This is a genomic window from Nocardia sienata NBRC 100364 (genome assembly GCF_001613205.1).
Lineage (GTDB): Bacteria > Actinomycetota > Actinomycetes > Mycobacteriales > Mycobacteriaceae > Nocardia > Nocardia sienata.
In genome coordinates this window covers 1-23,437 of the sequence record NZ_BDBX01000036.1, presented here as the reverse complement: position 1 = coordinate 23,437, position 23,437 = coordinate 1, and the positions used below count along the sequence as shown (strand labels likewise).

At 68.6% G+C, this 23,437-nt stretch carries 23 protein-coding genes; 5 read left to right on the top strand and 18 right to left on the bottom strand.

Annotated elements, in window-relative coordinates; genetic code table 11:
* Nucleotides 1–133: 133 nt before the first annotated feature.
* The 8 genes from NS4_RS19710 to NS4_RS19675 all read right to left on the bottom strand — a co-directional run bounded on the left by NS4_RS19710 (nt 134) and on the right by NS4_RS19675 (nt 8,723).
* Nucleotides 134–868: an MgtC/SapB family protein gene (locus tag NS4_RS19710; protein WP_063061057.1), complete on the bottom strand. Its 735-nt coding sequence runs from the start codon at nt 866–868 to the stop codon at nt 134–136.
* Between the two features lie 330 nt (nt 869–1,198).
* A complete protein-coding gene (locus NS4_RS19705) occupies nt 1,199–2,344 on the bottom strand; it encodes an acyl-CoA dehydrogenase family protein (RefSeq protein WP_063061004.1) in 1,146 nt (381 codons plus the stop codon).
* Between the two features lie 168 nt (nt 2,345–2,512).
* Entirely contained in the window at nt 2,513–3,415 is a 903-nt protein-coding gene (locus NS4_RS19700; RefSeq protein ID WP_084487519.1) for a lysophospholipid acyltransferase family protein, read from the bottom strand.
* A 123-nt stretch (nt 3,416–3,538) separates the two neighbouring features.
* A complete protein-coding gene (gene hflX, locus NS4_RS19695; protein WP_169811785.1) occupies nt 3,539–5,089 on the bottom strand; it encodes a GTPase HflX in 1,551 nt (516 codons plus the stop codon).
* A gap of 61 nt (nt 5,090–5,150) precedes the next feature.
* Entirely contained in the window at nt 5,151–6,029 is an 879-nt protein-coding gene (gene dapF, locus NS4_RS19690) for a diaminopimelate epimerase (RefSeq protein WP_063061054.1), read from the bottom strand.
* A gap of 92 nt (nt 6,030–6,121) precedes the next feature.
* Nucleotides 6,122–6,955, bottom strand: coding sequence for a TrmH family RNA methyltransferase (locus NS4_RS19685; RefSeq protein WP_063061003.1), 834 nt, complete (start codon nt 6,953–6,955; stop codon nt 6,122–6,124).
* Nucleotides 6,952–7,935, bottom strand: coding sequence for a tRNA (adenosine(37)-N6)-dimethylallyltransferase MiaA (miaA, locus tag NS4_RS19680; RefSeq protein WP_174552113.1), 984 nt, complete (start codon nt 7,933–7,935; stop codon nt 6,952–6,954). The genes NS4_RS19685 and miaA overlap by 4 nt, the downstream gene beginning before the upstream one ends.
* Nucleotides 7,932–8,723 carry a class III extradiol ring-cleavage dioxygenase family protein gene (locus tag NS4_RS19675; RefSeq protein ID WP_063061001.1) on the bottom strand — a complete coding sequence of 264 codons (792 nt, stop codon included), beginning with the start codon at nt 8,721–8,723 and terminating at the stop codon, nt 7,932–7,934. Before NS4_RS19675 ends, miaA begins: the two co-directional genes overlap by 4 nt.
* Nucleotides 8,724–9,111: 388 nt before the next feature.
* On the opposite strand from NS4_RS19675, the gene NS4_RS19670 reads away from it, so the two are divergent.
* Nucleotides 9,112–10,500, top strand: coding sequence for a DUF349 domain-containing protein (locus tag NS4_RS19670; RefSeq protein WP_063061000.1), 1,389 nt, complete (start codon nt 9,112–9,114; stop codon nt 10,498–10,500).
* A gap of 70 nt (nt 10,501–10,570) precedes the next feature.
* Here the strand turns inward: NS4_RS19670 and NS4_RS19665 are convergent, their stop codons facing one another.
* A complete protein-coding gene (locus NS4_RS19665) occupies nt 10,571–11,278 on the bottom strand; it encodes an Rv2732c family membrane protein (RefSeq protein ID WP_439955795.1) in 708 nt (235 codons plus the stop codon).
* The gene (gene miaB, locus NS4_RS19660; RefSeq protein ID WP_169811784.1) at nt 11,275–12,828 is read right to left on the bottom strand and encodes a tRNA (N6-isopentenyl adenosine(37)-C2)-methylthiotransferase MiaB; all 1,554 of its coding nucleotides are present in this window, start codon (nt 12,826–12,828) and stop codon (nt 11,275–11,277) included. The genes NS4_RS19665 and miaB overlap by 4 nt, the downstream gene beginning before the upstream one ends.
* Before the next feature lie 366 nt (nt 12,829–13,194).
* Between miaB and NS4_RS19655 the strand changes: the two genes are divergently transcribed.
* The 4 genes from NS4_RS19655 to NS4_RS19640 all read left to right on the top strand — a co-directional run bounded on the left by NS4_RS19655 (nt 13,195) and on the right by NS4_RS19640 (nt 16,490).
* Nucleotides 13,195–13,923 carry an amino acid ABC transporter ATP-binding protein gene (locus NS4_RS19655; RefSeq protein ID WP_085995427.1) on the top strand — a complete coding sequence of 243 codons (729 nt, stop codon included), beginning with the start codon at nt 13,195–13,197 and terminating at the stop codon, nt 13,921–13,923.
* Nucleotides 13,924–13,995: 72 nt separating this feature from the next.
* Nucleotides 13,996–14,835, top strand: a complete 840-nt coding sequence (locus NS4_RS19650; RefSeq protein ID WP_063060998.1) for a glutamate ABC transporter substrate-binding protein — start codon at nt 13,996–13,998, stop codon at nt 14,833–14,835.
* A gap of 84 nt (nt 14,836–14,919) precedes the next feature.
* Nucleotides 14,920–15,600 carry an amino acid ABC transporter permease gene (locus NS4_RS19645; protein ID WP_084487518.1) on the top strand — a complete coding sequence of 227 codons (681 nt, stop codon included), beginning with the start codon at nt 14,920–14,922 and terminating at the stop codon, nt 15,598–15,600.
* The gene (locus NS4_RS19640) at nt 15,597–16,490 is read left to right on the top strand and encodes an amino acid ABC transporter permease (RefSeq protein ID WP_063060997.1); all 894 of its coding nucleotides are present in this window, start codon (nt 15,597–15,599) and stop codon (nt 16,488–16,490) included. Before NS4_RS19645 ends, NS4_RS19640 begins: the two co-directional genes overlap by 4 nt.
* Before the next feature lie 155 nt (nt 16,491–16,645).
* Here NS4_RS19640 and recX read toward each other — a convergent pair whose 3' ends face one another.
* The 8 genes from recX to pspA all read right to left on the bottom strand — a co-directional run bounded on the left by recX (nt 16,646) and on the right by pspA (nt 23,064).
* Nucleotides 16,646–17,278 carry a recombination regulator RecX gene (gene recX / locus NS4_RS19635; protein ID WP_439955797.1) on the bottom strand — a complete coding sequence of 211 codons (633 nt, stop codon included), beginning with the start codon at nt 17,276–17,278 and terminating at the stop codon, nt 16,646–16,648.
* 79 nt (nt 17,279–17,357) lie between these two features.
* Nucleotides 17,358–18,395, bottom strand: coding sequence for a recombinase RecA (gene recA, locus NS4_RS19630; protein WP_039825750.1), 1,038 nt, complete (start codon nt 18,393–18,395; stop codon nt 17,358–17,360).
* Between the two features lie 252 nt (nt 18,396–18,647).
* Complete coding sequence (locus NS4_RS19625) at nt 18,648–18,842, bottom strand: DUF3046 domain-containing protein (protein ID WP_063060996.1); 195 nt, start codon at nt 18,840–18,842, stop codon at nt 18,648–18,650.
* Nucleotides 18,843–18,885: 43 nt separating this feature from the next.
* The gene (locus tag NS4_RS19620) at nt 18,886–20,049 is read right to left on the bottom strand and encodes a glycosyltransferase (protein ID WP_063060995.1); all 1,164 of its coding nucleotides are present in this window, start codon (nt 20,047–20,049) and stop codon (nt 18,886–18,888) included.
* Between the two features lie 122 nt (nt 20,050–20,171).
* Nucleotides 20,172–20,885 carry a PIG-L deacetylase family protein gene (locus NS4_RS19615; RefSeq protein ID WP_063060994.1) on the bottom strand — a complete coding sequence of 238 codons (714 nt, stop codon included), beginning with the start codon at nt 20,883–20,885 and terminating at the stop codon, nt 20,172–20,174.
* 97 nt (nt 20,886–20,982) lie between these two features.
* On the bottom strand, nt 20,983–21,216 hold the full coding sequence (locus NS4_RS32315) for a hypothetical protein (protein WP_157106137.1): 234 nt from the start codon (nt 21,214–21,216) through the stop codon (nt 20,983–20,985).
* Between the two features lie 49 nt (nt 21,217–21,265).
* Nucleotides 21,266–22,207, bottom strand: coding sequence for a phage shock envelope stress response protein PspM (pspM, locus tag NS4_RS19610; RefSeq protein WP_174552112.1), 942 nt, complete (start codon nt 22,205–22,207; stop codon nt 21,266–21,268).
* Between the two features lie 29 nt (nt 22,208–22,236).
* Nucleotides 22,237–23,064: a phage shock protein PspA gene (pspA, locus tag NS4_RS19605; protein ID WP_063060993.1), complete on the bottom strand. Its 828-nt coding sequence runs from the start codon at nt 23,062–23,064 to the stop codon at nt 22,237–22,239.
* Between the last annotated feature and the right edge of the window lie 373 nt (nt 23,065–23,437).

The following is a 23,437-nucleotide window of genomic DNA, read 5'->3' as shown; positions in this document are numbered from 1 at the left end:
CTTTCGTAGTCATCGGCGACCCCTCTCGCGATCCACCTCTGATTTTGCCCGGTAATGCCTGTACTCCAGCGGGACGTCTCGCTTACAGACTTGGCCGCCGAGCACTCCGCAGCGAGCCTCGATCCCGGTGTGATCAGTCGTTCTCATCCTCTCCGGCGTCGATGCGAACTACTCCGTCGACAACGCCGAGAACCGAGCCCGCGTCCACGACGCCGGGGCCGCTGAGCCGCAGCGCGACCGTGACCAGCCGACCGGGTGGAAGGTGGCCATCGAGTTCCGCGCGCTGAGCGAGAACTGCCATCGAATCGATCGTCCATCCACGTGTGGTGCAGGTCGTGAGGAGATCGCGCAGCACGCCGCGGCCGTCCTCGTAGGTGATGATGTACCCGCGCTCGGCGTTACCGCGCCGCGATATCCAGCGCCCCAGCGGGGTGTAGCCGAGCACGATCACGAAGTGCAGTCCGGTGACCAGCAGGGCCAGCCATACCAGGCCGGCGCCGGCTGTCATGCCGATCGCGGCAGTCTCCCACACCGAAGCCGCGGTGGTGAGCCCGTGAATGGCGCCACGCCGGGTGATGATCAAGCCCGCGCCGAGAAATCCGATACCGGAAACAACCTGGGCCGCGACGCGCGACGGGTCGAGGACAACGGTGCCGGCCGAGAGAACGTCACCGAATCCGTACTTGCTGACGATCATGAACAACGCCGAGGCCGTGCCGACAATGGCCTGCGTGCGCAAGCCCCCGCTCTTGCCTCGGAACTGTCGCTCCAATCCGATGACCGAGGACAGCGCGAAGGCCAGCAGGAGTTGCCCGATCTGGCCCACACCCTGCGCGTTCGTGCTCGCCACCGCAGCGACCGTCGTCATCGATTCCAATCGTGTCCCACCCGTGAGCCGTTGTCGACACAGTCCGACCGAAGGCTCCGGCGACATACACCCGATTTCGGCGGCCCGAGACGAGTGGTTCTTGTGCTACGCACACGCGAAGGACAGGTGACCTGCTCACTTTCCAACCACGGAAGGTTGTCGTGAAAGGCCCGAAGTCACCGCTCGAGCACGCACGCCAGGTACGAGTCGACGCTCCGGGCCGTAAGGTAGCGCGCCCGTGGAGACAAAACGGGGCGAACCCGCCGGACACCCGGTGGACCCGCCCCGTTCCCGCGACCCTCGCGCAGGGATCCCTACGGATCCCGGCGCTCAGGACAGCTTCAGGCTGCGCCCGATGATCTCCTTCATGATCTCGGTGGTGCCGCCGTAGATCGTCTGCACCCGCGCGTCGAGGTAGGCCTGGGCGATCGGGTATTCGCGCATATAGCCGTAGCCGCCGTGCAGCTGCAGGCAGCGGTCGATGAGATCGACCTGCTCCTCGGTGCTCCACCATTTGGCCATGGCGGCATCTTCGGCCGAGAGGGTGCCCGCGTTGAGTTCGGTGATGCACCGGTCGACCAGCACCCGCACGGCCGTGGTCTTGGTGGCCAGTTCGGCGAGCACGAAGCGGGTGTTCTGCAGGGCGCCGATCGGCTTACCGAAGGCCTTGCGGTCGCGGACGTATTGGCAGGTGTAGTCCAGGCAGGACTCCATTGCCGCGGCCGCCATGACCGCGATCGACAGCCGCTCCTGCGGGAGGTTCTGCATCAGGTGGATGAAGCCCTTGCCCTCTTCACCGAGCAGGTTGGCGGCGGGGACCCGAACATCGGTGAAACTGAGTTCCGCGGTGTCCTGCGCCTTCAAGCCCAGCTTGTCGAGGTTTCGGCCCCGTTCGAAGCCCGGCATTCCGCGCTCCACCACCAGCAGACTGAAGCCCATGGCACCGGCCGAGGGGTCGGTCTGGGCGACCACGATGACGATATCGGAGTTGATGCCGTTGGTGATGAAGGTCTTGGCACCGTTGAGGACCCAGTCGTCACCGTCGCGGACCGCGCGGGTTTTGATGCCCTGCAGGTCCGAACCAGTGCCGGGCTCGGTCATGGCGATGGCGGTGATGAGCTCGCCGGAACAGAACTTCGGCAGCCAGCGCTGCTTCTGCTCGTCGTTGGCCAGCTCGAGCAGGTACGGCGCGATGACGTCGTTGTGCAGGCTGAAGCCGAGGCCGGAGTACTGCCCGCGTACCGATTCCTCGGTGATGATGGAGTTGTAGCGGAAATCCTTCACTCCGCCGCCGCCGTATTCCTCCGGCATCGCCATGCCCAGGAAGCCCTGCTTCCCGGCTTCGAGCCAGACCGAACGGTCCACGACGCCCTGTTCCGCCCACTGGTCGTGGAACGGCGCCACATGCGTCTCGAGAAACTTGCGGTACGACTCCCGGAACAGCTCGTGCTCGGGCTCGAACAGTGTGCGCTCCACACCAACCTCCTAGTGAACACTCCGGACGGGACCGCGCCGGCCCGTCGCTGTGATCTACCGTACCCGGAGTGTGAATCGGTGTTCACTTCACTGTCCGAATCACCTGGTGCATCCGTCTGGTGTCCAGCAGTCGCACCGCCTTGCCATTCACCGGTGGGCCCGGGCCCGTCACACGGGCAGCATTTCGCGCAGCCGCCCGCCGAGCGTGCGGCCGGGGTCGACGGCCTGGTGGCCGAGCAAGAAGAGCAGTTCCTCGCGAACCGCCTTCTGCACCACCCGGGAGAGCTGTTCCGCGGCTTCGTCGATATCGTCGGTACCGCGCCACGGCCCGGTTTCGATGGGCGTCCCGGCGGTGAAATAGAACCGTTCGGGACGCGGAATCGGTGTGAACCCGATACCACGCACCAGCGGCGGGGTGAGTTCGGTATGGATACCGAGCGCTTCGACCAGAAACCGCAGCGGCCGCAGCAACCGGTCGTCCTTGTCGGCGACGATGTCGTAGGCATCGTCGACCCCGATCATCGCCACCGGCACGATCGGCGCACCGGATTCGATCGCCATCCGGGCGAAGCCGGTGCGGCCCTCCCACCGCAGCGCGTACTTCTCCCCTTTGCGGCGGATCGCCTCGCGACCCCCGCCGGGGAAGACGAGAACCGCTTCGCCCCGGTCGAGCAGCGTCCGGCAGTTGTCCCTCGTCCCGCGCACCGACCCGTAGTAGTGCAGTAGATGCCGCACTCCCGGTACGGAGATGAGCAGATTCTCGGCGAGCCCGCGGATCAACCGGCCGCGCGTGCGCAGCACTTCTGGTAGCAGTAACGGCGCGTCGATCAAGCCGAGCAGGTTGTGATTGGCGACCAGTAGCACCGGCCCCTCGGCGGGAATGTTGTCGAGGCCGAAGAAACGGGGACTGCTCCAGGCCCGCAGCGGTGCCAGGACCGCTTCGAGGACCCGGAGGTCGATCGCATTCAGATCGACCGATACCGGCGCGCCGTCACTGAGCCCGGTCCGGTCCATCAGCGCCCTGCGCTCTCGGTCGTCGCCGCCGTGAGCGGTGCGGCCGGTCTGTGACATAAAACCCTCCTGAAGTCGATTCATACCGATTGTGAATCAACAGGAGTCGATATCCCACAGGGTTATGCGATGTCCCACATTTTCGCGACGAAGATCAGCCGGGGCGGCCGGTACCCGATACGGTCACGCCGGCGCAGCGCCCGCGTTGGCGTAGCCGGCAAGCGCCGCTGCCAGCGAGTTCGGTACGCGTGCGTGCACACGGGTGCCGTTCTCGGTGTGCTCGGACCGCGAAATCTTGCCGTCGGCATGGATTCTGGCGAGCAGATCGCCGCGAGTATACGGAAGAAGTACGCTCACTTCCACATCCAGCCCACCGAGAACCTCGTCAAGCCTGGTACGCAACGCGTCGATGCCGAGATCCTTGTGCACGGAGACGAACTCGGCGTCGGGCAGCAGTCCGCGCAGCCGGGTCAGCTCGACCGGATCGACCTCGTCGATCTTGTTGACCACCAGCAGCTCGGGCGGCGCGGGCTGTCCCGATTCCCGGATCACCTCGGTGACGACCTCCCGGACGGCTTTGATCTGCTCGGCGGGTAGTGCGTCGGAACCGTCCACCACGTGCAGCAGCAGATCGGCGCCGGTGACCTCCTCCAGTGTGGAGCGGAACGCCTCGACGAGCTGGGTCGGCAGATGGCGGACGAAGCCGACGGTATCGGTGAACACCACCTCGCGGCCGTCCTCCAGCTCGGCGCGGCGGGTGGTCGGGTCCAGGGTGGCGAACAGCGCGTCCTGCACCAGAACGCCCGAGCCGGTGAGCGCGTTCATCAGGCTCGATTTGCCGGCATTGGTGTAGCCCACGATGGCCACCGACGGCACCCCGCTGGAGGTGCGCCGCGCACGCTTGGTATCGCGGGCGGTCTTCATCTCCCGGATCTCGCGGCGCAGTTTGGCCATCCGCTCCCGGATCCGCCGCCGATCGGTTTCGATCTTGGTCTCACCGGGGCCGCGCAGCCCCACACCGCCGTTGCTGCCGGCCCGGCCGCCCGCCTGCCGCGACATGGATTCACCCCAGCCGCGCAGCCGGGGCAGCATGTACTCCATCTGGGCCAGCGCGACCTGCGCCTTACCTTCGCGGGAGGTGGCGTGCTGGGCGAAGATGTCCAGGATCAACGCGGTCCGGTCGACCACCTTGACCTTGACGACCTTCTCCAGCGCGGTCAGCTGTGCCGGGGTGAGCTCACCGTCGCAGATCACGGTGTCCGCGCCGGTGGACAGCACCACCGCGCGCAACTCGTCGGCCTTACCCGACCCGATATAGGTCGCGGGATCGGGCCGGTCGCGCCGCTGGATCAGGGCCTCGAGCACTTCGGACCCCGCGGTCTCGGCGAGCCGGGCCAGTTCGGCCATACTCGCCTCGGCGCGCGCCACACTGCCTTCGGTCCACACACCGACCAGCACGACACGTTCGAGTCGTAGCTGCCGGTACTCGACCTCGGTGATATCGGTGAGCTCGGTCGACAGGCCCGCGATACGGCGGAGCGCGCTCCGCTCGTCCAGCTGCAGTTCGCCGGTGGTCGGATCGGCGGACCAGCCGCCACGCCGGCTACTCGGCGTGGCACCGGGCGCACCCGAGTCGATATCGTCGACGGTGACTGCCGGATCGGGCTCCGGCGAGTGCGCGTCGAACGATTCAGGGGACCGGTTCGTGGTCCCGGAAATGTCAGAATTTCTCATACACCATCCATGCTGCCACTGATGCGCTGGTCGGCGCATATGATTTTCCGCCCGGACGCGGCTACAGCGCGTCCCACCACCGCGCGGCGAGCCGACCGGTGGCGAGCAGTTCGGAGGGGCCCCGCAGCCACGCCGCACCCGCGTTCATGCCGACGCGCACTTCCCCGCCCGGAATCCGGACGCCGACCTCACCGGTCCCGTCCGCGAGATCGAACCCGTCGGCCGCCAGGGCCGCCGCGGCCGCGGCGACGGTGCCGGTGCCGCAGGAGCGGGTCTCGCCGACTCCGCGTTCGTAGACCCGCATATCGACCGTGCCGTCGGCGTCGAGCCCGGTCAGGATCTCGACGTTGACGCCCCGCGGGAACATATCGGGGTCGTATCCGGGAGGCGCCGTGAGATCGAGTCCGGCCAGCGCATCGGCCGACAGATCCGCGACGCACGCCAGATGCGGGTTGCCGACATCGATACCCAGACCGGGGTATCCCCCTCCGGCCACCGTGGCGGTCGAGGCGCCGAGCACCCGCACCGGACCCATATCGACGGTCACCTCCCCCGCGACCGCATCGGCCGAGTGCACCACGACCGGGCGCGCCCCGGCCCGGCTGCCCACTACGAATTCCGCACCCTCGGCCATACCGCGGGCCATGAGGTAGTGCGCGAAAACGCGCACCCCGTTCCCGCACATCTCCGCGATCGAACCGTCGGCATTGCGGTAGTCCATGAACCAATCGCCCGGGCCCACACCCTCGGGGTATTCGTCGAGTACTCCCGCGGCCAGCAACTCGCCCGCGCGCGCGACGCGCAGTACCCCGTCGGCGCCGAGTCCGCGGCGCCGATCGCACAATGCGGCCACCCGCGACACGGTCAGGTCCAGCCGTACCTGCGGATCGGGCAGCACCACGAAATCGTTCTGGGTTCCGTGACCCTTGGTGAACTCCACGTCCTTGCCGTTCCACCTCTGGGGCACGTCGGGGCTCTCCTGCACATCGGGGCTGTTCTGCACGTCGGTTCGGGTCTCCTCGTCCGCTGTTCTCACCGGGCAAACGTCCGGCGCTGCCGGGAAATTTCGTACAGCGCCACGGCCGCGGCCGACGGCGCCCCCAGCGAACTGGCACTGCCGCCCATCGGAATGGTGACCGTCCGATCGCAGGCCGCCAGCCAGGCGGCGCTCATACCGCTGGTCTCGTTGCCGACCACCAGGATTGTGGCGTCGATCAGATCCTCGTCGAAGATCGCGCGCTCGCCGTTCTCGTCGGTCCCCACGATCCGGGTCGGCACACCACGCGCCACCTGCCGATCCCGGAACTCCAGGACCTCCGCGGGACCGGGTACCCGCAAGACCGGGACCGAGAACAGCGATCCGGTGGAGGCCCGGACGCAGCGCGGATCGTACTGGTCGGCGCCATGTCCGGCGACCACCACCGCGGACGCGCCGAACGCATCGGCGGACCGGATCAAGGTGCCCAGGTTCCCGGGTGAATTCGGCCGGTCGAAGACGACGACCACCGGCGCCTCCCCCGGCTCGCCGAGTTCACAACCGGCCAGATCGCCACCGGCGTACTCCGCGACCGCCACCAGTTCGGGCGGACCACCCGTCTTCTCGCCCAGATCGGCCATCAGCTCGGGCGCCAGCCCGACAGTGGGCACCGGGCTCGTCTCGAGAATTTCACGCGCCCACGCGGACAGGCCCGGATCACCCAAGCGGTACAGCAGGGTTTCCAGCGGCCAGTCGTGCGCGAGCGCCTGGGTGATCGGCCGGACCCCGTGCACCAGGAAGCGGCTGTCCCGGTGCCGTTTGGTGCGATTGTCCAGATAGGCCGTCCATACCTGGACAGCGGCATTACGGCGATGGATCTGCCGGGTCACGAGCGGGTTCGCTCCTCGGGTAGGCGGTCGGACGCCCGCGGACGGGGCGCCGGTGGATGGGATACCGCAGAGTCTGCCAGCAGCGCCAGGGCAGTCGCGGTCGAGTCCGGGGCGGCGCCGTCCACCCAGCGCACCCGGCGATCGCGCCGGAACCAGGAGCGCTGCCGCCGAACGTAGCGGCGGGTCCCGATGAAGGTCCGCTCCTGCGCCTGCGCCTCGTCGTATTCGCCGTCGAAACAGGCCAGTACCTGGGCGTAGCCGATGGCCCGGCGCGCGGTCTGCCCCTCGCGCAGCCCCTGGTCGACCAGCCCCCGGACCTCCTCCACCAGACCCTGCTCGAACATCAGCGCGGTGCGCCGGGCGATCCGCTCGTCCAGTTCGGCTGTCTCCCGGTCCACTCCGAGGATGCGGGTCCCCCAGCGCGGCATGCCGATCACCGGGGCGGAGGCCGCGAACGGCCGTCCGGTGAGCTCGACGACCTCGAGCGCGCGCACCATCCGCCGGCCGTCGGTGGGCAGGATGGTGGCGGCGGCGGCGGGATCGGCTCGGCGCAGCGCGCCGTGCACGGCGGCCACGCCCTGCTCGGCCAGCAATTCTTCCCATTTCGCCCGCACCACCGGATCGGTGGCCGGAAACTCCCACTGGTCGAGCAACGCCTGCACGTACATCATCGAACCGCCGACCACCACGGGTACCCGGCCGCGCGCCATGATCGCCTCGATATCGGCGGATGCGGCGGCCTGGTAAGCCGCGACGGTCGCCGTCTCGGTGATATCGAGCACGTCGAGCTGATGGTGCGGGATTCCACGCCGCTGGTCCGGCGGCAGTTTCGCGGTACCGATGTCCATACCTCGGTACAGCTGCATCGCGTCGATGTTCACGATCTCCCCACCGAGCTGTTCGGCCAGGTCGAGAGCGAGATCCGATTTACCGGTAGCAGTCGGCCCGACCACCGCGACCGGGCGCGGGTCCCCGGTCACCGTGCCACGGCGGCCGGCCGCCACAGACCTGCGAACCAGCCGACACCGAACGGCGCGCCGCGATACCGTTCGGTCGCCACCGGGGGCGCGGCGTCGACGGCGAAGAGCCCGGCAAGCGCTTGATAGGCGGCGCGGCCGGACACCATGAGTTCGGCACACAGCGCGGGGTCCAGGGCGAGCAGGGCCTCCGGATCGCCGGCGCCGGCCGCCCGGTCGATCGCGGTCTGCACCGGCGCCGACCGGGGATCGAAATATCCGGGTGCGGCGGTCGACAGGGTCGCGGCGCCGTCCGCGACCACCAGCACGCCCTGCGGTTGGTCCGCGGCGTCGAGGTCGGCACGCAACTTCGCACCGAACTCCGCGCATTGGCGCGCCGGTGTGTCGGCGGCGAGCAGATGCGCCCGCGCGGGGACGTGCGGGGCCACCGCCGCGCGCAACCATCCGGCGACGAGGACCGCCAGCGGCAGGTCCGGGTCCGCGGAGGTCTGCGCACCCGGTCCGCCCAGACTCACCCGCACATCCACCCCGAAGCCGCGGAAGGTGCCCACCGTATCGGCGTCGTAGGTGCGTTCGGTGGGCCCGACCCCGAGCACGGTCCAGTGCGGCGCCTCCTCGCCCAGAGTCGCCCCCGCGGCGAGAACGGCCGCGCGGAGTTCGTTCACCGCTGCCTCCGGGGGTTGCGCACCGCCCGGTTCGACAGCGGCACCCGCGCCGGCCGCCGGCGCGCCGCCACACAGCTCGGGGACGAGGACGGGCGGCGAGGGGATCAGAGCCGCTAGACAGAACACGCCGTCAACCGTAGCCCGTACCCGCCGACCAGGGACGCGGCCGGTTCCCCGGCACTGTCACGCCCACGCCGCGGTACGAGTGTCTCTCCCGGAAACCGGGCGGCAATTGCTAGGGTGCGAAGTATCCGGACCAGGTCCGAGAGGTTCGGATCCGCAGGTCCGGCCAGTGCCGCCGCTGTCGGCGGTGTGGTTCGGCGGAAGTGCGGCCGGGTTGAATGGGACAGCGTGCGGCCGCACGGCCTACGCACGCACGACACGTCGACCCCAGCACGGCCGAGATGGGCAGACGTAGCCAGAATGAGCGGGCGTGGCAAGAATGAGCAGAGCATAGCCAGAATGCGCAGCGCGTAAACCAGGCAGCCGTGACGCGCGGCAGGGACGAGGAGTAATGACCCACAGCAACGGAACCGCCAAACCCGGCCCGGGCAAGCCCGGTCGCCCGTCCAGCGCTCCCAAGCCCGGTAACCGTCCCAAACCCGGTGAGGCGCACCCCAGCCCGGCCGCGATGAAAACGTCGGGGCCCGCCACCGAACACCCGCATCCGGTGGTCGTACCCGGCACCACCGACCCCAGCGCCTGGGGCCGGGTCGACGAGGACGGCACCGCCTGGGTCAAGACCGCCGAAGGCGAGCGGATCATCGGGTCCTGGCAGGCCGGAGACGCCGCTGAGGGACTGGCGCACTTCGGCCGCCGTTTCGACGATCTGGCCACCGAGGTCGCCCTGCTGGAGGCGCGGCTGGCCGCCGGCACCGATGCCCGCAAGACGAAGGCCGCCGCCCTCGCTCTCGCCGAAACGCTGCCGACGGCCGCGGTGATCGGCGATATCGAGGGGCTGGCCGCCCGGCTCCGCGCGATCGCCGAACACTCCGACGAGGCGGCCGCCCACGCCAAGGAGGAAAAGGAGCGCACCCGGCACGAGCACACCGAGCGCAAGGAGGCACTGGCGGCCGAAGCCGAGCAGATCGCCGCCGAATCCACTCAGTGGAAAGCCGCGGGCGACCGGCTGCGCGAGATCCTCGACGAGTGGAAGACCATCCGCGGGGTGGACCGCAAGGTCGACGACGCCCTCTGGCGCCGGTACTCCAAGGCCCGGGAGGCCTTCAATCGCCGCCGCGGCGCTCATTTCGCCGAACTGGATCGGGAACGGGCCGCCGCCAAGGCCCGCAAAGAGGAACTGTGCGTCCAGGCCGAGGAACTGTCCGGGTCCACCGATTGGCCGGGTACCGCGGCGGTGTTCCGGGAACTGCTGGTGGAGTGGAAGAACGCCGGCCGGGCACCACGGGAGGCCGACGAGGCACTGTGGCGCCGGTTCAAGAGCGCTCAGGACGTCTTCTTCGCCGCGCGCAACGCGGCGGCCTCCGAACGCGATGCCGAGTTCACCGATAACGCGGTCGCCAAGGAAGAACTGCTGAACAGCTACGAGCCGGTCATCGATCCCGACACCGATCTCGAAGGCGCCCGGGCCGCATTACGTGATCTGCAGGAACGCTGGGACGCGATCGGCAAGGTCCCGCGCGAGCGGATGCACGATCTCGAGAGCCGGTTGCGCGCCATCGAGAAACGCGTCCGGCAGGCCGCCGACGCCCAGTGGCGCCGCACCGACCCGGAGGCACTGGCCCGGGCCGCGCAGTTCCGGGAGCGGGTGGCCCAGTTCGAGGAGCAGGCAGCCAAGGCCGCCGCCGCCGGTAAGACCCGCGATGCGGAGAAGGCTCTCGCGCAGGCACAGCAGTGGCGGGAATGGGCCGAAGCGGCGGAGGGCGCGGTCAGCAACCTCTGAGCGGTCCCTTGTTTCGACGCTCCGTCCGCCGTGGCCGGTCGGCCGCGGCGGACGGCTCCGGATTCCGGTGTCAGTCCTTGCCGAACCGATCGCGCCGCTGCCGCTCTTCCTCCTGGGCCGCGGCGATACGCCGCTGTTCCTCGGCCGCCAGTTGCAGCGCGGTCCGGCTCCAGACCACCTTCACCCAGTGGAAGGTCAGCACCATGATCGCGAGGGTGCCCAGCACCAGGCCGATGCCGGGCCCGGACCCCACATAGTTGTTCAGGCCCGGGGTCTGCCGATGCCAGATCGAGAAGACCCCGAACGCACTGGCGATCGCCGACCCGGCCACCGCGATCCACGCGAGCACCCAGCGGCGGGTCATCAGGGCCAGCAGCGAGAAACCGATTCCGAAGATCAGCACGAACCATACGAAGATCCGCGACGGCAACCCGACGTGCTCGACCGTGGCCGCCTGCGAGCCGAGCAGCACATCGAAACCGCGCGCGCCCCCGGTATGCGGCAGCACCAGCGACAGCAGCAGCAGGAATACCGCGCCGGCCACCACCATGGCCCGCATACCCGGGTCGATCTCGCCCGCGATCCGGCGCTCCACCGCGTCGAGGTCTTGGCGGAATTCTTCGAACTGCTCGGTCTCGGCCGGATTCACATCGTCCTCGTTTCCCTCGCCTGATCGGTGTCCCGCGCCCGGCGCGTCGTGCGCCGACGGGGTCGCATCCCGTGCATCCTCGGCCGCGCGCTCCTCGTCGCTGCGATCGTCGTCGCCGGTCCCGCTCATGTCCCGCATCCGGAAGCACAACCCGAGGCGACCGGTTCCGCTGCGGGCGCGCCGATCCGCGGCAGCCCGAGCCCGACGCCGATCGGCGCGGTCTTCGGAGTGGTACCGGCCTCGTGCGCATCACCGGCCCGGGTCCGGCGATGCACCCGGACACCCGCGTCCGCGACCAGGTGATGGGGTGCCGCGCCGGTCACCTCGACGGTGACCAGGTCGCCCGGGCGGATCGGCGCGCCGGCGCCGTCGGGCCGGAAATGCACCAGTCTCCCGTCCCGGGCCCGCCCGCTCATCCGGGCGGTCGCGGCGTTCTTCTTGCCCGCACCGTCGGCGACCAGGAGTTCCACCTCGGTGCCGATCATGGCCTGATTGGCCTCCACACAGATCTGCTCCTGTAGCGCGATCAGCCGGTCGTAACGCTCCTGCACCACCTTCTTGGGGATCTGATCGGCCATCTCCGCGGCGGGAGTACCCGGTCGCGGAGAGTACTGGAAGGTGAAGGCGCTGGTGAACCGGGCGCGGCGGACCACATCGAGAGTCTGCTGGAAATCCTCTTCGGTCTCCCCCGGGAAGCCGACGATGATATCGGTGGTGATCGCCGCATGCGGCATCGCGGCCCGCACCTTCTCGATGATTCCCAGATAGCGGGATTGCCGGTAGGACCGGCGCATGGCCTTCAGTACGCGGTCCGAACCCGACTGCAGCGGCATGTGCAGCTGCGGGCAGACGTTCGGAGTCTCGGCCATCGCCTCGATCACATCGTCGGTGAACTCCGCCGGGTGCGGTGAGGTGAAGCGCACCCGCTCCAGGCCCTCGATCCCGCCGCAGGCCCGCAGCAGTTTGGCGAACGCGCCACGGTCGCGGGGCTGCCCGGGATCGGCGAAGGAGGCACCGTAGGCGTTGACGTTCTGCCCGAGCAGCGTCACCTCCAGCACACCCTGGTCCACCAGCGCCTGCACCTCGGCCAGCACATCACCGGGGCGCCGGTCCACCTCCTTACCGCGCAGGGCGGGCACGATACAGAAGGTGCAGGTGTTGTTGCATCCCACCGAGATCGAGACCCATCCCGCGTACGCCGATTCCCGGCGCGCGGGCAGAGTCGAGGGGAACGCCTCGAGCGATTCCAGGATCTCGACCTGGGCTTCGTCGTTGTGCCGGGCGCGTTCCAGCAACACCGGCAGCGAACCGATGTTGTGCGTACCGAACACCACGTCCACCCAGGGCGCCCGGCTCAGGACCGAATCCCGGTCCTTTTGGGCCAGGCAGCCGCCGACCGCGATCTGCATACCGGGTCGGGACGCCTTGATCGGCGCGAGATGGCCGAGGGTGCCGTACAGCTTGTTGTCCGCGTTCTCCCGCACCGCGCAGGTGTTGAAGACCACCAGATCGGCCGTCGCGCCGGGCGCGGCCTTCCGATAGCCCGCATCCTCGAGCAGGCCGGACAAGCGTTCGGAATCGTGCACGTTCATCTGGCAACCGAAGGTGCGGACCTCGTAACTGCGCGCGCCGTCCGGCTCGATCCGAGTGGGGAGCGCTACCTGTCCGATCGAATCCACGGGTCCAGGGTACGGGCCCTCGCCGGGGCGTTTTCCAGCAGATCCGCCCCTCCCGCCGCGACGGCCGGAGCCGGCCCGCTCGCGGCCGCGCGGAGACGGTGCGCCCGCCGTGGTACTTCCCACATATGGGGAATCGGCCGGCCGATCCGCCGCTACCACCCCGCGGGCCCGGCGGCGGGCAAATCCCGGCCGAGCGAACGGATTACAGCGGATGACCACCGGGTTAAACCCGAATTTCGACTCGGTGTGGCGCCGGGGAGTGTCGTCGAAAGGCTCGCAAAACCGAAATTTCGGCTTAAGGTCATGTCCATGACCGACACCGACGCCGACACGCCAGAGGCGGCCGGCGACATTACTGCTGTGCCCATGATCACCCTACGCGCCGTCGACAAGCACTTCGGTGCTCTGCACGTACTGCGCGATATCAACCTCGAGGTGCCCCGTGGGCAGGTCGTGATCGTGCTCGGGCCGTCGGGCTCCGGGAAGTCGACACTCTGCCGCACCATCAACCGGCTGGAGCCGATCGATTCCGGAGAGATCAGCGTCGACGGGGTACCGCTGCCGGCCGAGGGTCGCGCTCTGGCCGCCCTGCGCGCCGATGTCGGCATGGTCTTCCAGTCGTTCAACCTCTTCGCGCACAAGACCATCGTGGACAACGTCATGCTCGCGCCGATGAAGGTTCGCGGAACCAAGAAGGACGAGGCCCGCCGCCACGCCATGGAACTGCTGGAGCGGGTCGGTATCGCCAATCAGGCCGACAAATATCCCGCCCAGCTCTCCGGCGGTCAGCAGCAGCGCGTCGCCATCGCCCGGGCCCTGGCCATGAACCCCAAGGTGATGCTGTTCGACGAGCCGACCTCGGCCCTCGACCCGGAGATGGTCAACGAAGTCCTCGATGTGATGGTCTCGCTGGCCAAAGAGGGCATGACCATGCTGGTGGTCACCCATGAGATGGGCTTCGCCCGCCGTGCCGGCGACCGGGTGTTGTTCATGGCCGACGGCCAGGTGGTCGAGGACACCGACCCGGAGACGTTCTTCAGCGCACCGAAGTCCGATCGTGCCAAGGACTTCCTGGGCAAGATTCTCAGTCACTGAATCTGCCCGGCGGATAGACAGGCACAGACTCGAGGGCATCGCGCCGTCGAGGAGATGAGGGAAGGAAAACCGATGAGGATCAATCGAGCACTCCGCGTCGCGGTCGGCGCGGTCGCGGTGGCCGTCACCGCCGCCACCACCGCGGCCTGCGGCGGCGGCAGCGACAAGACCGCGCTGGAGAATGCCCAGGAGGGCCGGCTCACCATCGGCATCAAATACGATCAGCCCGGTCTGGGCCTGCGTAACACCGACGGGACCTACAGCGGCTTCGATGTAGAGGTCGCCGAGTACGTGGCCGCCGAACTCGGCGTCCAGCCGGACGGCATCACCTTCAAGGAAGCCCCCTCCGCGCAGCGCGAGACCCTGATCGAGAACGGGCAGGTCGATTTCGTGGTCGCCACCTACTCGATCACCGACGCACGCAAGGAAAAGGTCGATTTCGCCGGCCCCTATTACATCGCGGGGCAGAGCCTGCTGGTGCGGGCCGACAACAACGATGTCACCGGCCCGGAAAGCCTCGAGGGCAAGACGGTGTGCTCGGTGACCGGCTCCACGCCCGCGCAGAACATCCAGAAGAAGTACCCCGACACCCAGCTGCAGACCTACGACACCTACTCGCTGTGCCTCGAGGGTCTGAACAGTGGTGCCATCGCGGCGGTGACCACCGATGACATCATCCTAGCCGGTTACGCGTCGCAGTCGCCCGGCAAGTACAAGGTCGTCGGCGAGAAGTTTACCACCGAGAACTACGGGATCGGCCTGAAGAAGGGCGATCAGGACACCCGCAACAAGATCAACGACGCGATCGAGAAGATGATCAGCTCGGGCGCCTGGGACACCGCGTTCCAGGAGACGGTCGGTAAGGCCGCGAGCTACGAGACCCCGCAGGCCCCGCAGGTGGACCGGTACTGACCACCGCATCGGAGGGCCGGGCCGCAACCGCGGTCCGGCCCTCCGGTCCGGACCCATCCTGCCGATCGGAGGCGCGCAACCACCGTGTTCGATTTGATCTCGGAATACGACACCCAGCTGCTCGAAGCATTCTGGATGACCATAAAACTGACCGTGTTCTCGGCGGTGGGTTCCCTGGTGCTGGGTACCGTTGTCGCCGGAATGCGAGTATCGCCGGTCCCCGTGGCCCGCTGGGTCGGCACGGCCTATGTGACCGTGTTCCGCAACACCCCGCTCACCCTCATCCTGGTGTTCTGTTCCCTGGGCCTGTACTCCACGCTCGGGATGAACCTGGCCTCCGAGGGGCCCACCTCGCTGGCCGACAACAACTTCCGCTGGGCCGTGATCGGCCTCAGCGTGTACACGGCGGCCTTCGTCTGTGAATCGCTGCGGGCCGGTATCAACACCGTGCCCATGGGCCAGTCGGAGGCCGGTCGCTCGCTGGGGCTGAGCTTCCTGCAGAATCTGCGGATCATCGTGCTGCCCCAGGCGTTCCGCTCGGTGATCGCCCCACTGGGCAGTGTGTTCATCGCGCTGACCAAGAACACCACGGTCGCCTCCGCGATCAGCGTCGCCGAAGCATCGTTCCTGATGAAGAACATGATCGAAACCGAGGCGGCGCTACTGGCCATCGGCCTGATCTTCACGCTCGGTTTCGTGATCCTGACGCTGCCCGCCGGCCTGCTGTTCGGACATCTGGCCAAACGATTCGAGGTGGCCCGATGAGCCGCACAGCATCCGTTCTCTACGATGCCCCGGGCCCCGTCGCCCGTATCCGCAATATCGTCTACTCCCTCGTGGTATTCGCTGTGGTCGTGGCCGCGGGCTGGTTCGTCTACCGCGGCTTCGCCGACAAAGGGCAGTTCACGGCCGAGAAATGGGAACCGTTCCTGGACGGGGCGGTGTGGAGCACCTATATCCTGCCCGGCCTGCGCGGCACGGTCCTCGCCGCACTGTTGTCCATCGTGTTCGCCATGGTGATCGGCATGATCTTCGGTATCGCCCGGCTCTCGGATCACCGCTGGGTGCGCTGGACCGCGGGCACGATCGTCGAGATCGCCCGCGCCATCCCGGTGCTGATCCTGATGATCTTCCTGTTCGCCCTGTACTCCGAATACGATCTCTTCGAATCCGAGTACCTGGCGTTGGGCGCCGTGGTGACGGCACTGACCATCTACAACGGGTCGGTGATCGCCGAGATCGTGCGAGCCGGCATCCTGTCGCTGCCCAAGGGGCAGACCGAGGCCGGTGTGGCGCTGGGCCTGCGCAAGGGTCAGCTGATGCGGCTCATCCTGCTCCCGCAGGCGATCACCGCGATGCTGCCGGCCCTCATCTCCCAGATGGTGGTCGCGCTGAAGGATTCGGCCCTGGGCTATGTCATCACCTACGAGGAAGTCGTCCGCAGCGCGCAACAGCTCGGGGCGGCGGAATCGAACACCATTCCGGCTTTGATCGTGGTCGCCATCATCATGATCGTGCTGAACGTGCTGCTCTCGACGGTCGCCACCGGGCTGGAGAAGCGCCTGCGGGCGGGCCGCCGGAAACGCGGCAGCGCGGTCGTCGCGGCCGATTCGGTCATCGCCGACGCCGCGCCCGGAGTGGACATCACCAAGTAGTCCGTCGCTGTGCCGGACCTCGCGGGGTCCGGCACAGCGGTTCGGTGGCGGGAAACCACCGCACAAACTTCCCGCGTGCGGATTCATCGGGCCGGCTCCGCTCACGGGTGAGCGCCGGGGCTCCACAGAGCCGAAGCGCCGTGGCCGACCGGGGCTCAATCCAGCGGTACATTCTCGTCTCCGAGACCGGCGGACTCGTATTCGGCCTTGACCACCGCGTATGCCACCGAATGTCCGTAGCCACGCCGGGCGAGCATCCCCACCAATCGGCGGATGGCTTTCTCCCGGTCCAGCCCCGCCGGCAGGCTCCGCAGTTTGCGGCGCACCAGTTCGGTGGCGCGCTCGTATTCGTCATCGGCCGTGACAGTGTCCAACGCGGCCGCGGAATCCTCCTGCGAAACCCCTTTACGCCGCAGTTCCTGCTCCAGCGCGCGCCGCCCCTTCCCGGAGAAACCGTGCCGCTGCCGTACCCACTGCCGCGCGAAATCGGCGTCGTCGATCAGCCCTACCTCGGCCAGCCGGTCGAGCACCTGCTCGGTCACGTCGGGCGAATACCCCTTGGCGGACAGCCGTCGCACGAGCTCGGCCCGGCTACGGGCCCGGACGGCCAGTAATCGCAGGGCGGCCTCTTTCGCCTGTTCGGTAACGCCCTGTGCCTCGGCGCCGGGGGATCCACCGACCGGCGCATCATCGGATGGGCCGGGGCCGGCCGGACGAACCCGCTGCGGATCGGGTTCGTCCGGCCGTGGACTCCGGGCGGAGCCGGTGGCCGTACCACCTGCCGCCAGGAGTTCGTCGAGCCGGCGCCGCATCTGCGCCACCGGGTCGGGGGTCTCGGTGTGCGCCCGTGGCCGTGTGTCCAACGGGTCAGAAATCGGCCGGGGTCTCTTCCGTCGCGGTCACATCCGCGCCGATCCCCAGTTTTTCCTTGATCTTCTTCTCGACCTCGTCCCGGATATCGGTGTTCTCCAGGAGGAATTTGCGGGCGTTCTCCTTACCCTGGCCGAGCTGATCGCCCTCGTAGGTGTACCAGGAGCCGGACTTACGGATGAATCCGTGCTCCACCCCCATATCGATCAGCGAGCCCTCCTTCGAAATTCCGTGTCCGTACAGGATGTCGAATTCGGCCTGCTTGAACGGTGGGGAAACCTTGTTCTTCACGACCTTGACCCGGGTCCGGTTACCGACCGCGTCGCTTCCGTCCTTCAGGGTTTCGATACGGCGCACATCCAGCCGCACCGACGCGTAGAACTTCAGCGCTTTACCGCCCGTGGTCGTTTCGGGGGACCCGAACATGACACCGATCTTCTCGCGCAGCTGGTTGATGAAGATGGCGGTGGTGCCGGAATTGTTCAAGGCACTGGTCATCTTGCGCAGCGCCTGGCTCATCAGGCGGGCCTGGAGGCCGACGTGACTGTCACCCATTTCGCCCTCGATCTCGGCACGGGGCACCAGGGCGGCCACCGAGTCGATGACGATGATGTCGATGGCGCCGGAGCGGACCAGCATATCGGCGATTTCCAGGGCCTGTTCACCGGTATCGGGCTGGGACACCAGCAGGGCGTCGGTATCGACACCGAGTTTGCGGGCGTAATCGGGATCGAGTGCGTGCTCGGCGTCGATGAAGGCCGCGACACCACCGGCGGCCTGCGCGTTGGCGACCGCGTGCAGTGCGACCGTGGTCTTACCGGAGGATTCCGGGCCGTAGATCTCCACGACGCGGCCGCGGGGCAGACCACCGATACCCAGGGCGACGTCGAGCGCGATGGAACCGGTCGGGATCACCGAGACCGGCTGGCGGGCTTCTTCACCGAGGCGCATGACCGCCCCCTTGCCGAAACTCTTCTCGACCTGCGCGAGCGCGAGTTCGAGCGCTTTGTCGCGGTCATAGGGCTGTGGCGCCATCGTGACTCCCCTTTTCACCGGGTGGTAGGTAGGTGGTGTGGATGGCGCCCACAGTAGAGGGCGGCACCGACAAGTTCTGGGCTCAGCCTAGACGAACAGGTGTTCGAGTCAAGCCAGGCGGCCGCGCGTCGCGGTGGAGGGAGAACGGCCCGCCCGACCTGCTCACCGACGGTGCCGGTCTCCGGATCCGGCTGGAGTCGGCGGGCCCGGCGCCTACGCGCCGGAGCCGACCGCCGCACAGCGGGCACGAGATCACCAGCGAGAGCGCGGCACGTCGAATTCTGCGCACAGCGCCCGCCATACGTCGCGTGGATCGACACCGGCTTCGATGGCGACGGCTCCGGTCCGGCCGCCGAGTGAGGGGATGACGTGATCGTTGAGCAGAGTGTCGCCCCGGGCCTCGCCGAATTCGGTGTGCATGAGTTCCTGGAATTCCGTCAACCGCACCGTGCACAAGATACCCGCACCGGCGGCAGTGGGCGCGGTGCGGTCAGTGTGTCCGCACCGAGTCCAGGACCCGATGGCAGATCTGTACCGGATCGGCCACTTCGGCGACTCCCGCGGCCGCCGTCCGCGCCGCCGTGGTGAACCCCGGTTCGGCCAGTATCCGCAGCACCGCGGCGCGCACCGCCTCCGGGGTGAGCGGGCGGACCAGTAGCGACGAACCCTGGCGTTGCGCACGATTGGCGAGCTCCCACTGGTCGCCGCCACCGGGAACGGTCACCACGGGCACTCCCGCGGCCAGCGATTTCGCCAGGAGTCCGTGCCCACCGCCACCGACCACCACGGCGGCGTGGGTGAGGAGTTCGTCCTGTCGTCCGAGGCCGGCGGTCGCCCATTCCGGCAGCGACTCCGGCGGCTCGTCGAGCATCGAGATCGCCACCCGGACCCCGGTTCCCGCCAAAGCGTCCAGCACCGTTTCCACCATCCCGGCGACCCCGGTATGCGCGGTGGACGGCGCCACCACCACCAAGGGGCCGTCCCCCGGCGGTAGCTCCAGTCGCCGCTCGGTCGGCTCCCACAACAGCGGGCCGACCAGTTCTGCCTCCTCCGGCCAGTCCGGTCGAGGTACCTCCAGCGCGGGCAGGGTGGCGACGAGCCGCGCGGCCGGACCCGGGTCGGTCGCCGGTAGACCCACCCCGGCCCGGGCGGCCTCCCGCTGCCGCTGCCCGGTCCGCACCGCGCGAGCGGTGAACATCCGCAGCACCGAGTCCCTGGTACGACCCCGCACCCCGGTGCCCGGCGCGAGCCCACTGCCGATCGGCGGCAACCCCTTCGATGGAAGGTAGAGCGGATGCGGTGACAGTTCCACCCACGGCACCCGCAACCGTTCGGCGGCCATACCGCCTCCCGCGGTGAGCACATCGGAGACAACCAGTTCCGGCAGCATCGCCCCGAGCTCGGGCAGGATCTCGGTCGAGATGTAGGCGGCCCGTTGGTGAATCCGCGCACCGGCGTCGCCGTCGTCGTCGATCGGCCTGGGCGCCAACCCCTTCAGCCGCCGCACCCCGATACCCGCCGCTCGCGCTGCCTCGAGCCAGCGAGGACCGGTGAAGAGGACAGGATCGTCACCCGCGTCCCGGAAACGCAGACAGAGCGCGATAGCGGGAAACGCGTGACCCGGATCGGGACCGGCGACGACAGCCACTCGCATCCGATCATGCTATCGGCGCACCCGCAGGCACCGAGTCCGGGCCGCGCTTCGGCGTTCGCGGCGGCCACCGCACCGTTGTCGGGGCGCGTCCCGCCACGGCGGTCGCACGGCGCGCCGCCGGCTCAGCCCGTGAAGGTGTACAGCTTGAACCCGACGGCGCGCTCGGCGTCGAAACCGGCCAGCTGTCCCGTGGTCATCGTGACCACCGCGCGCGCCTGATCGGCCACCGGCTCCGGGCTCAGCGCTTCCAGATAGCGCCGGTGTTCGGCCAGTGACGCCTCGGCAACGCCGACCGTGGCGGTGACATCCACCGCGTGGGTGGCGCCGGCCGGAACGGCCACGGCCGCCCAGCGCGCGGTCCACGGTGGTGGATCGGTGATCTCGGGGAAGATCCACTCGTTGCCGGCATCGGATACCGCGTCGAGTGCCGCGCGACCGACGGCCCGGTGGTCGGCGCTGTTGACAATGCCGGGGGCCCAGGTCGGCCCGAAGTGACCCAATACCACCAGTTCCGGACGGTGCCGGCGGATCGCGGCGGCCAGATCGCGGCGCAGGGCCGGGTTCGCTTCGATCCGGCCGTCGGGATGGCCGAGGAATTCCACCTCGCCGACTCCGACGACCGCGGCCGCGGAGCGCTCTTCGGCTTCGCGCAACGGACCCGCCTCGGCGGGCGGCATACCGGCGATTCCCGCCTCGCCGGAGGTCACCAGCAGGTAGCGCACGTCTTTGCCCTGACCGGTCCAACGGGCCACCGCGGCGGCGACCCCGTACTCGATATCATCGGGGTGGGCGACGATGACCAGGGCGCGCTGCCAGTCCTGCGGAAGGTGCTGCATGGCGCCATTCAAGCACCGGCGCCTGCCCTGTGACACGGAAAAGCCGGATGACCCTCCGGGCGGAGAGGCATCCGGCCGCATGGTCGCCTGCCGCGGCTCAGACCTTGGTGACCGAGTTGTCGTCCGAGCCGGAGATCGCCTTGTAGAGCAGATACAGCCCGAACACCACCGCGCTGATCACCAGGATCGGGAACAGCCCTTTGATCAGTGCGCCGATCACTGCCAGCGCGATCCAGACGACGGCGACCACGCCGATGATCTTCCACAGCATTTGTGCCTCCCAGCGGTTGTCTCCTGCTTCGAGCATGGCATCGCGAACAGGGGAAATCACCAGGTGAAGGGCAATATCGGGGGAAGATCAGGGTTGACCCTGAGACCGTTTACCCGCGCGCGCGAGAGCGGGGCAGCTCGGCCACGGGCGGTTGCCACGAGCTGTGGCCCGCGGCGGGCGGCAGCGGACCGGGAGCCCGGTCGGCGAGTTCGGTGAGTGCCTGCGCCCAGCCGTCCATCCGGTCGGCCGCGTGCCGTAGATCGGTGACGATACCGTCGAACTCGTACCGTAGCGCCGCGGTTTCGTCGACGGCGAGAATCCGGGTGGCCGCGGCGACCACCTGCTCGTACTCGGCGACGCCGCCGTCGAGCCGGGCAACGATCGACTGCAGTGTCTGCCCGAGCCGATGGACATCGGCCGCGTCGGTGATCTCGGCCGCGCCTCCGGCGAGGGCACGGACCGCGCCTTCCATCGTGGCGATATCGGCGGCCAGCGCGGTCAGCGCGGCGGCGCCGGAGCCGGCGGTGGCGATCAGATCCTCCAGTTCGTCGGCGGGTAGCCGACGTGACCGGGCGATCTGCCCGGCCACCTCGTGTAACGCGCGTTCGGCGCGCGCCAATCGAGCCATCGCGGGCCGGGCGGCGGACCGGCCGGAGGGGAGTTTGCGCGGGAGATAGCCGGCCGGCGGCAGCGGCGCCTGTCGCAACCGCAGATAACGGCGTGTACTCAAGGCGGCGCCGGTGACCAGGGCGACCGCCCCGCCACCGAGGAACACCACCGCCCAGGCGGGAGCGGACAGGATCACCAGTCCGACCGCCCCGGCGGTGGTGAGGCCGGAGGCCGTGCCGAGGCCGATACTGCGCCGCCGGGCCCGGCGGCGCCGGCGGAGTTCGCGTTCGCGCGGATCGGCCCAGCGGCGGACCGCGACGAGCGCGTTCGCACCGGCCTCCCGCAGACTGTCGGCGACGTAGGCCGCCTGCGGCTGCAGTTCGGGCCAGGCACGGGCGAACTCCCGGGACCCGGTGCGGAGTCGGGACCTGTCAGACTTCATCGCTGTCCTCGCCGAACTCGGTGGAGCCGCTACTGCTGCGCGGTCCGACCCTTGTCCATCTGTGGTTGTGCGGGTTCGGCCGCCGACTTCCCGGCGTCGAGCGCCGCGCCGGTGTTCCCGGCGGGCAGGGAATCGCCGCGCATGGAAGCGCGGATCTGCTCGAGCCGGCTGTGACCGGCCATCTGGACGCTGGCCTGCTGGACCTCGAGCATGCGCCCCTGCACGGTGTTCTGGGCGAGTTCGGCAGACCCCAGCGCGGTGGCGTAGCGGCGTTCGATCTTTTCCCGCACAGCGTCCAGGCTGGGGACGCTGCCGGGTGCCGACAGCGTGCTGTCCATCTGTTGCAGGGAGGCGCTGACCTGCTCCTGCATCTTGGCCTGCTCGAGCTGGCTGAGCAGCTTGGTGCGCTCGGCGACCTTCTGCTGCAGCAGCATCGCGTTCTGCTCGACCGCTTTCTTCGCCTGCGCCGCGGCCTGCAGCGACTGATCGTGCAGCACTTTCAGGTCCTCGACCGACTGTTCGGCGGTGACCAGCTGCGCGGCGAACGCCTCGGCGGCGTTGGTGTACTGGATGGCCTTCTCGGCGTCACCCGCGGCATTGGCCTGGTCGGCGAGGACGACGGCCTGACGGGCGTTGGCGTTGAGCTTCTCGACCTCGTCGAGCTGCCGGTTCAGCTTCATCTCCAGCTGACGCTGGTTGCCGATCACCGAGGCGGCCTGCTGGGACAGGGCCTGGTGCTGACGCTGGGCCTCTTCGATAGCCTGCTGAATCTGGACCTTCGGATCCGCGTGCTCCTCGATCTTGGAATCGAAGAGGGCCATCAGGTATTTCCAGGCCTTCGTGAACGGATTAGCCATCGGTTGATCCCGCCTCCATCTACTGTGCCGCCTCGGCGACTCGGAGTGCGCGACCGTCACGCACTCGGTATCTGCCTATCCTCCACCATGCGGCGCCGGGTCCCGGCCACCGAACGACGCCGCGTCTCGCCGGGCACGGCCACGCCGACGCATACTACGAATCTATCCGGTCCCCGGCGCCGCGCGCATTGTCACGATCGGATATACGGCGGCTATAACCGGTCAGGCCGCCTCGACCAGCACGAGCGGGCCGTTGCTGGGCGCCGGGATGACGATTCTGGTCTCTCCGTCGACCTGGGTCCGGGTACCGGCCGCGGCCGTCGCGACCGCGGTGGCGGATTCGGCTGCCGCGGGCTCGGTGGCCGGCTCCACC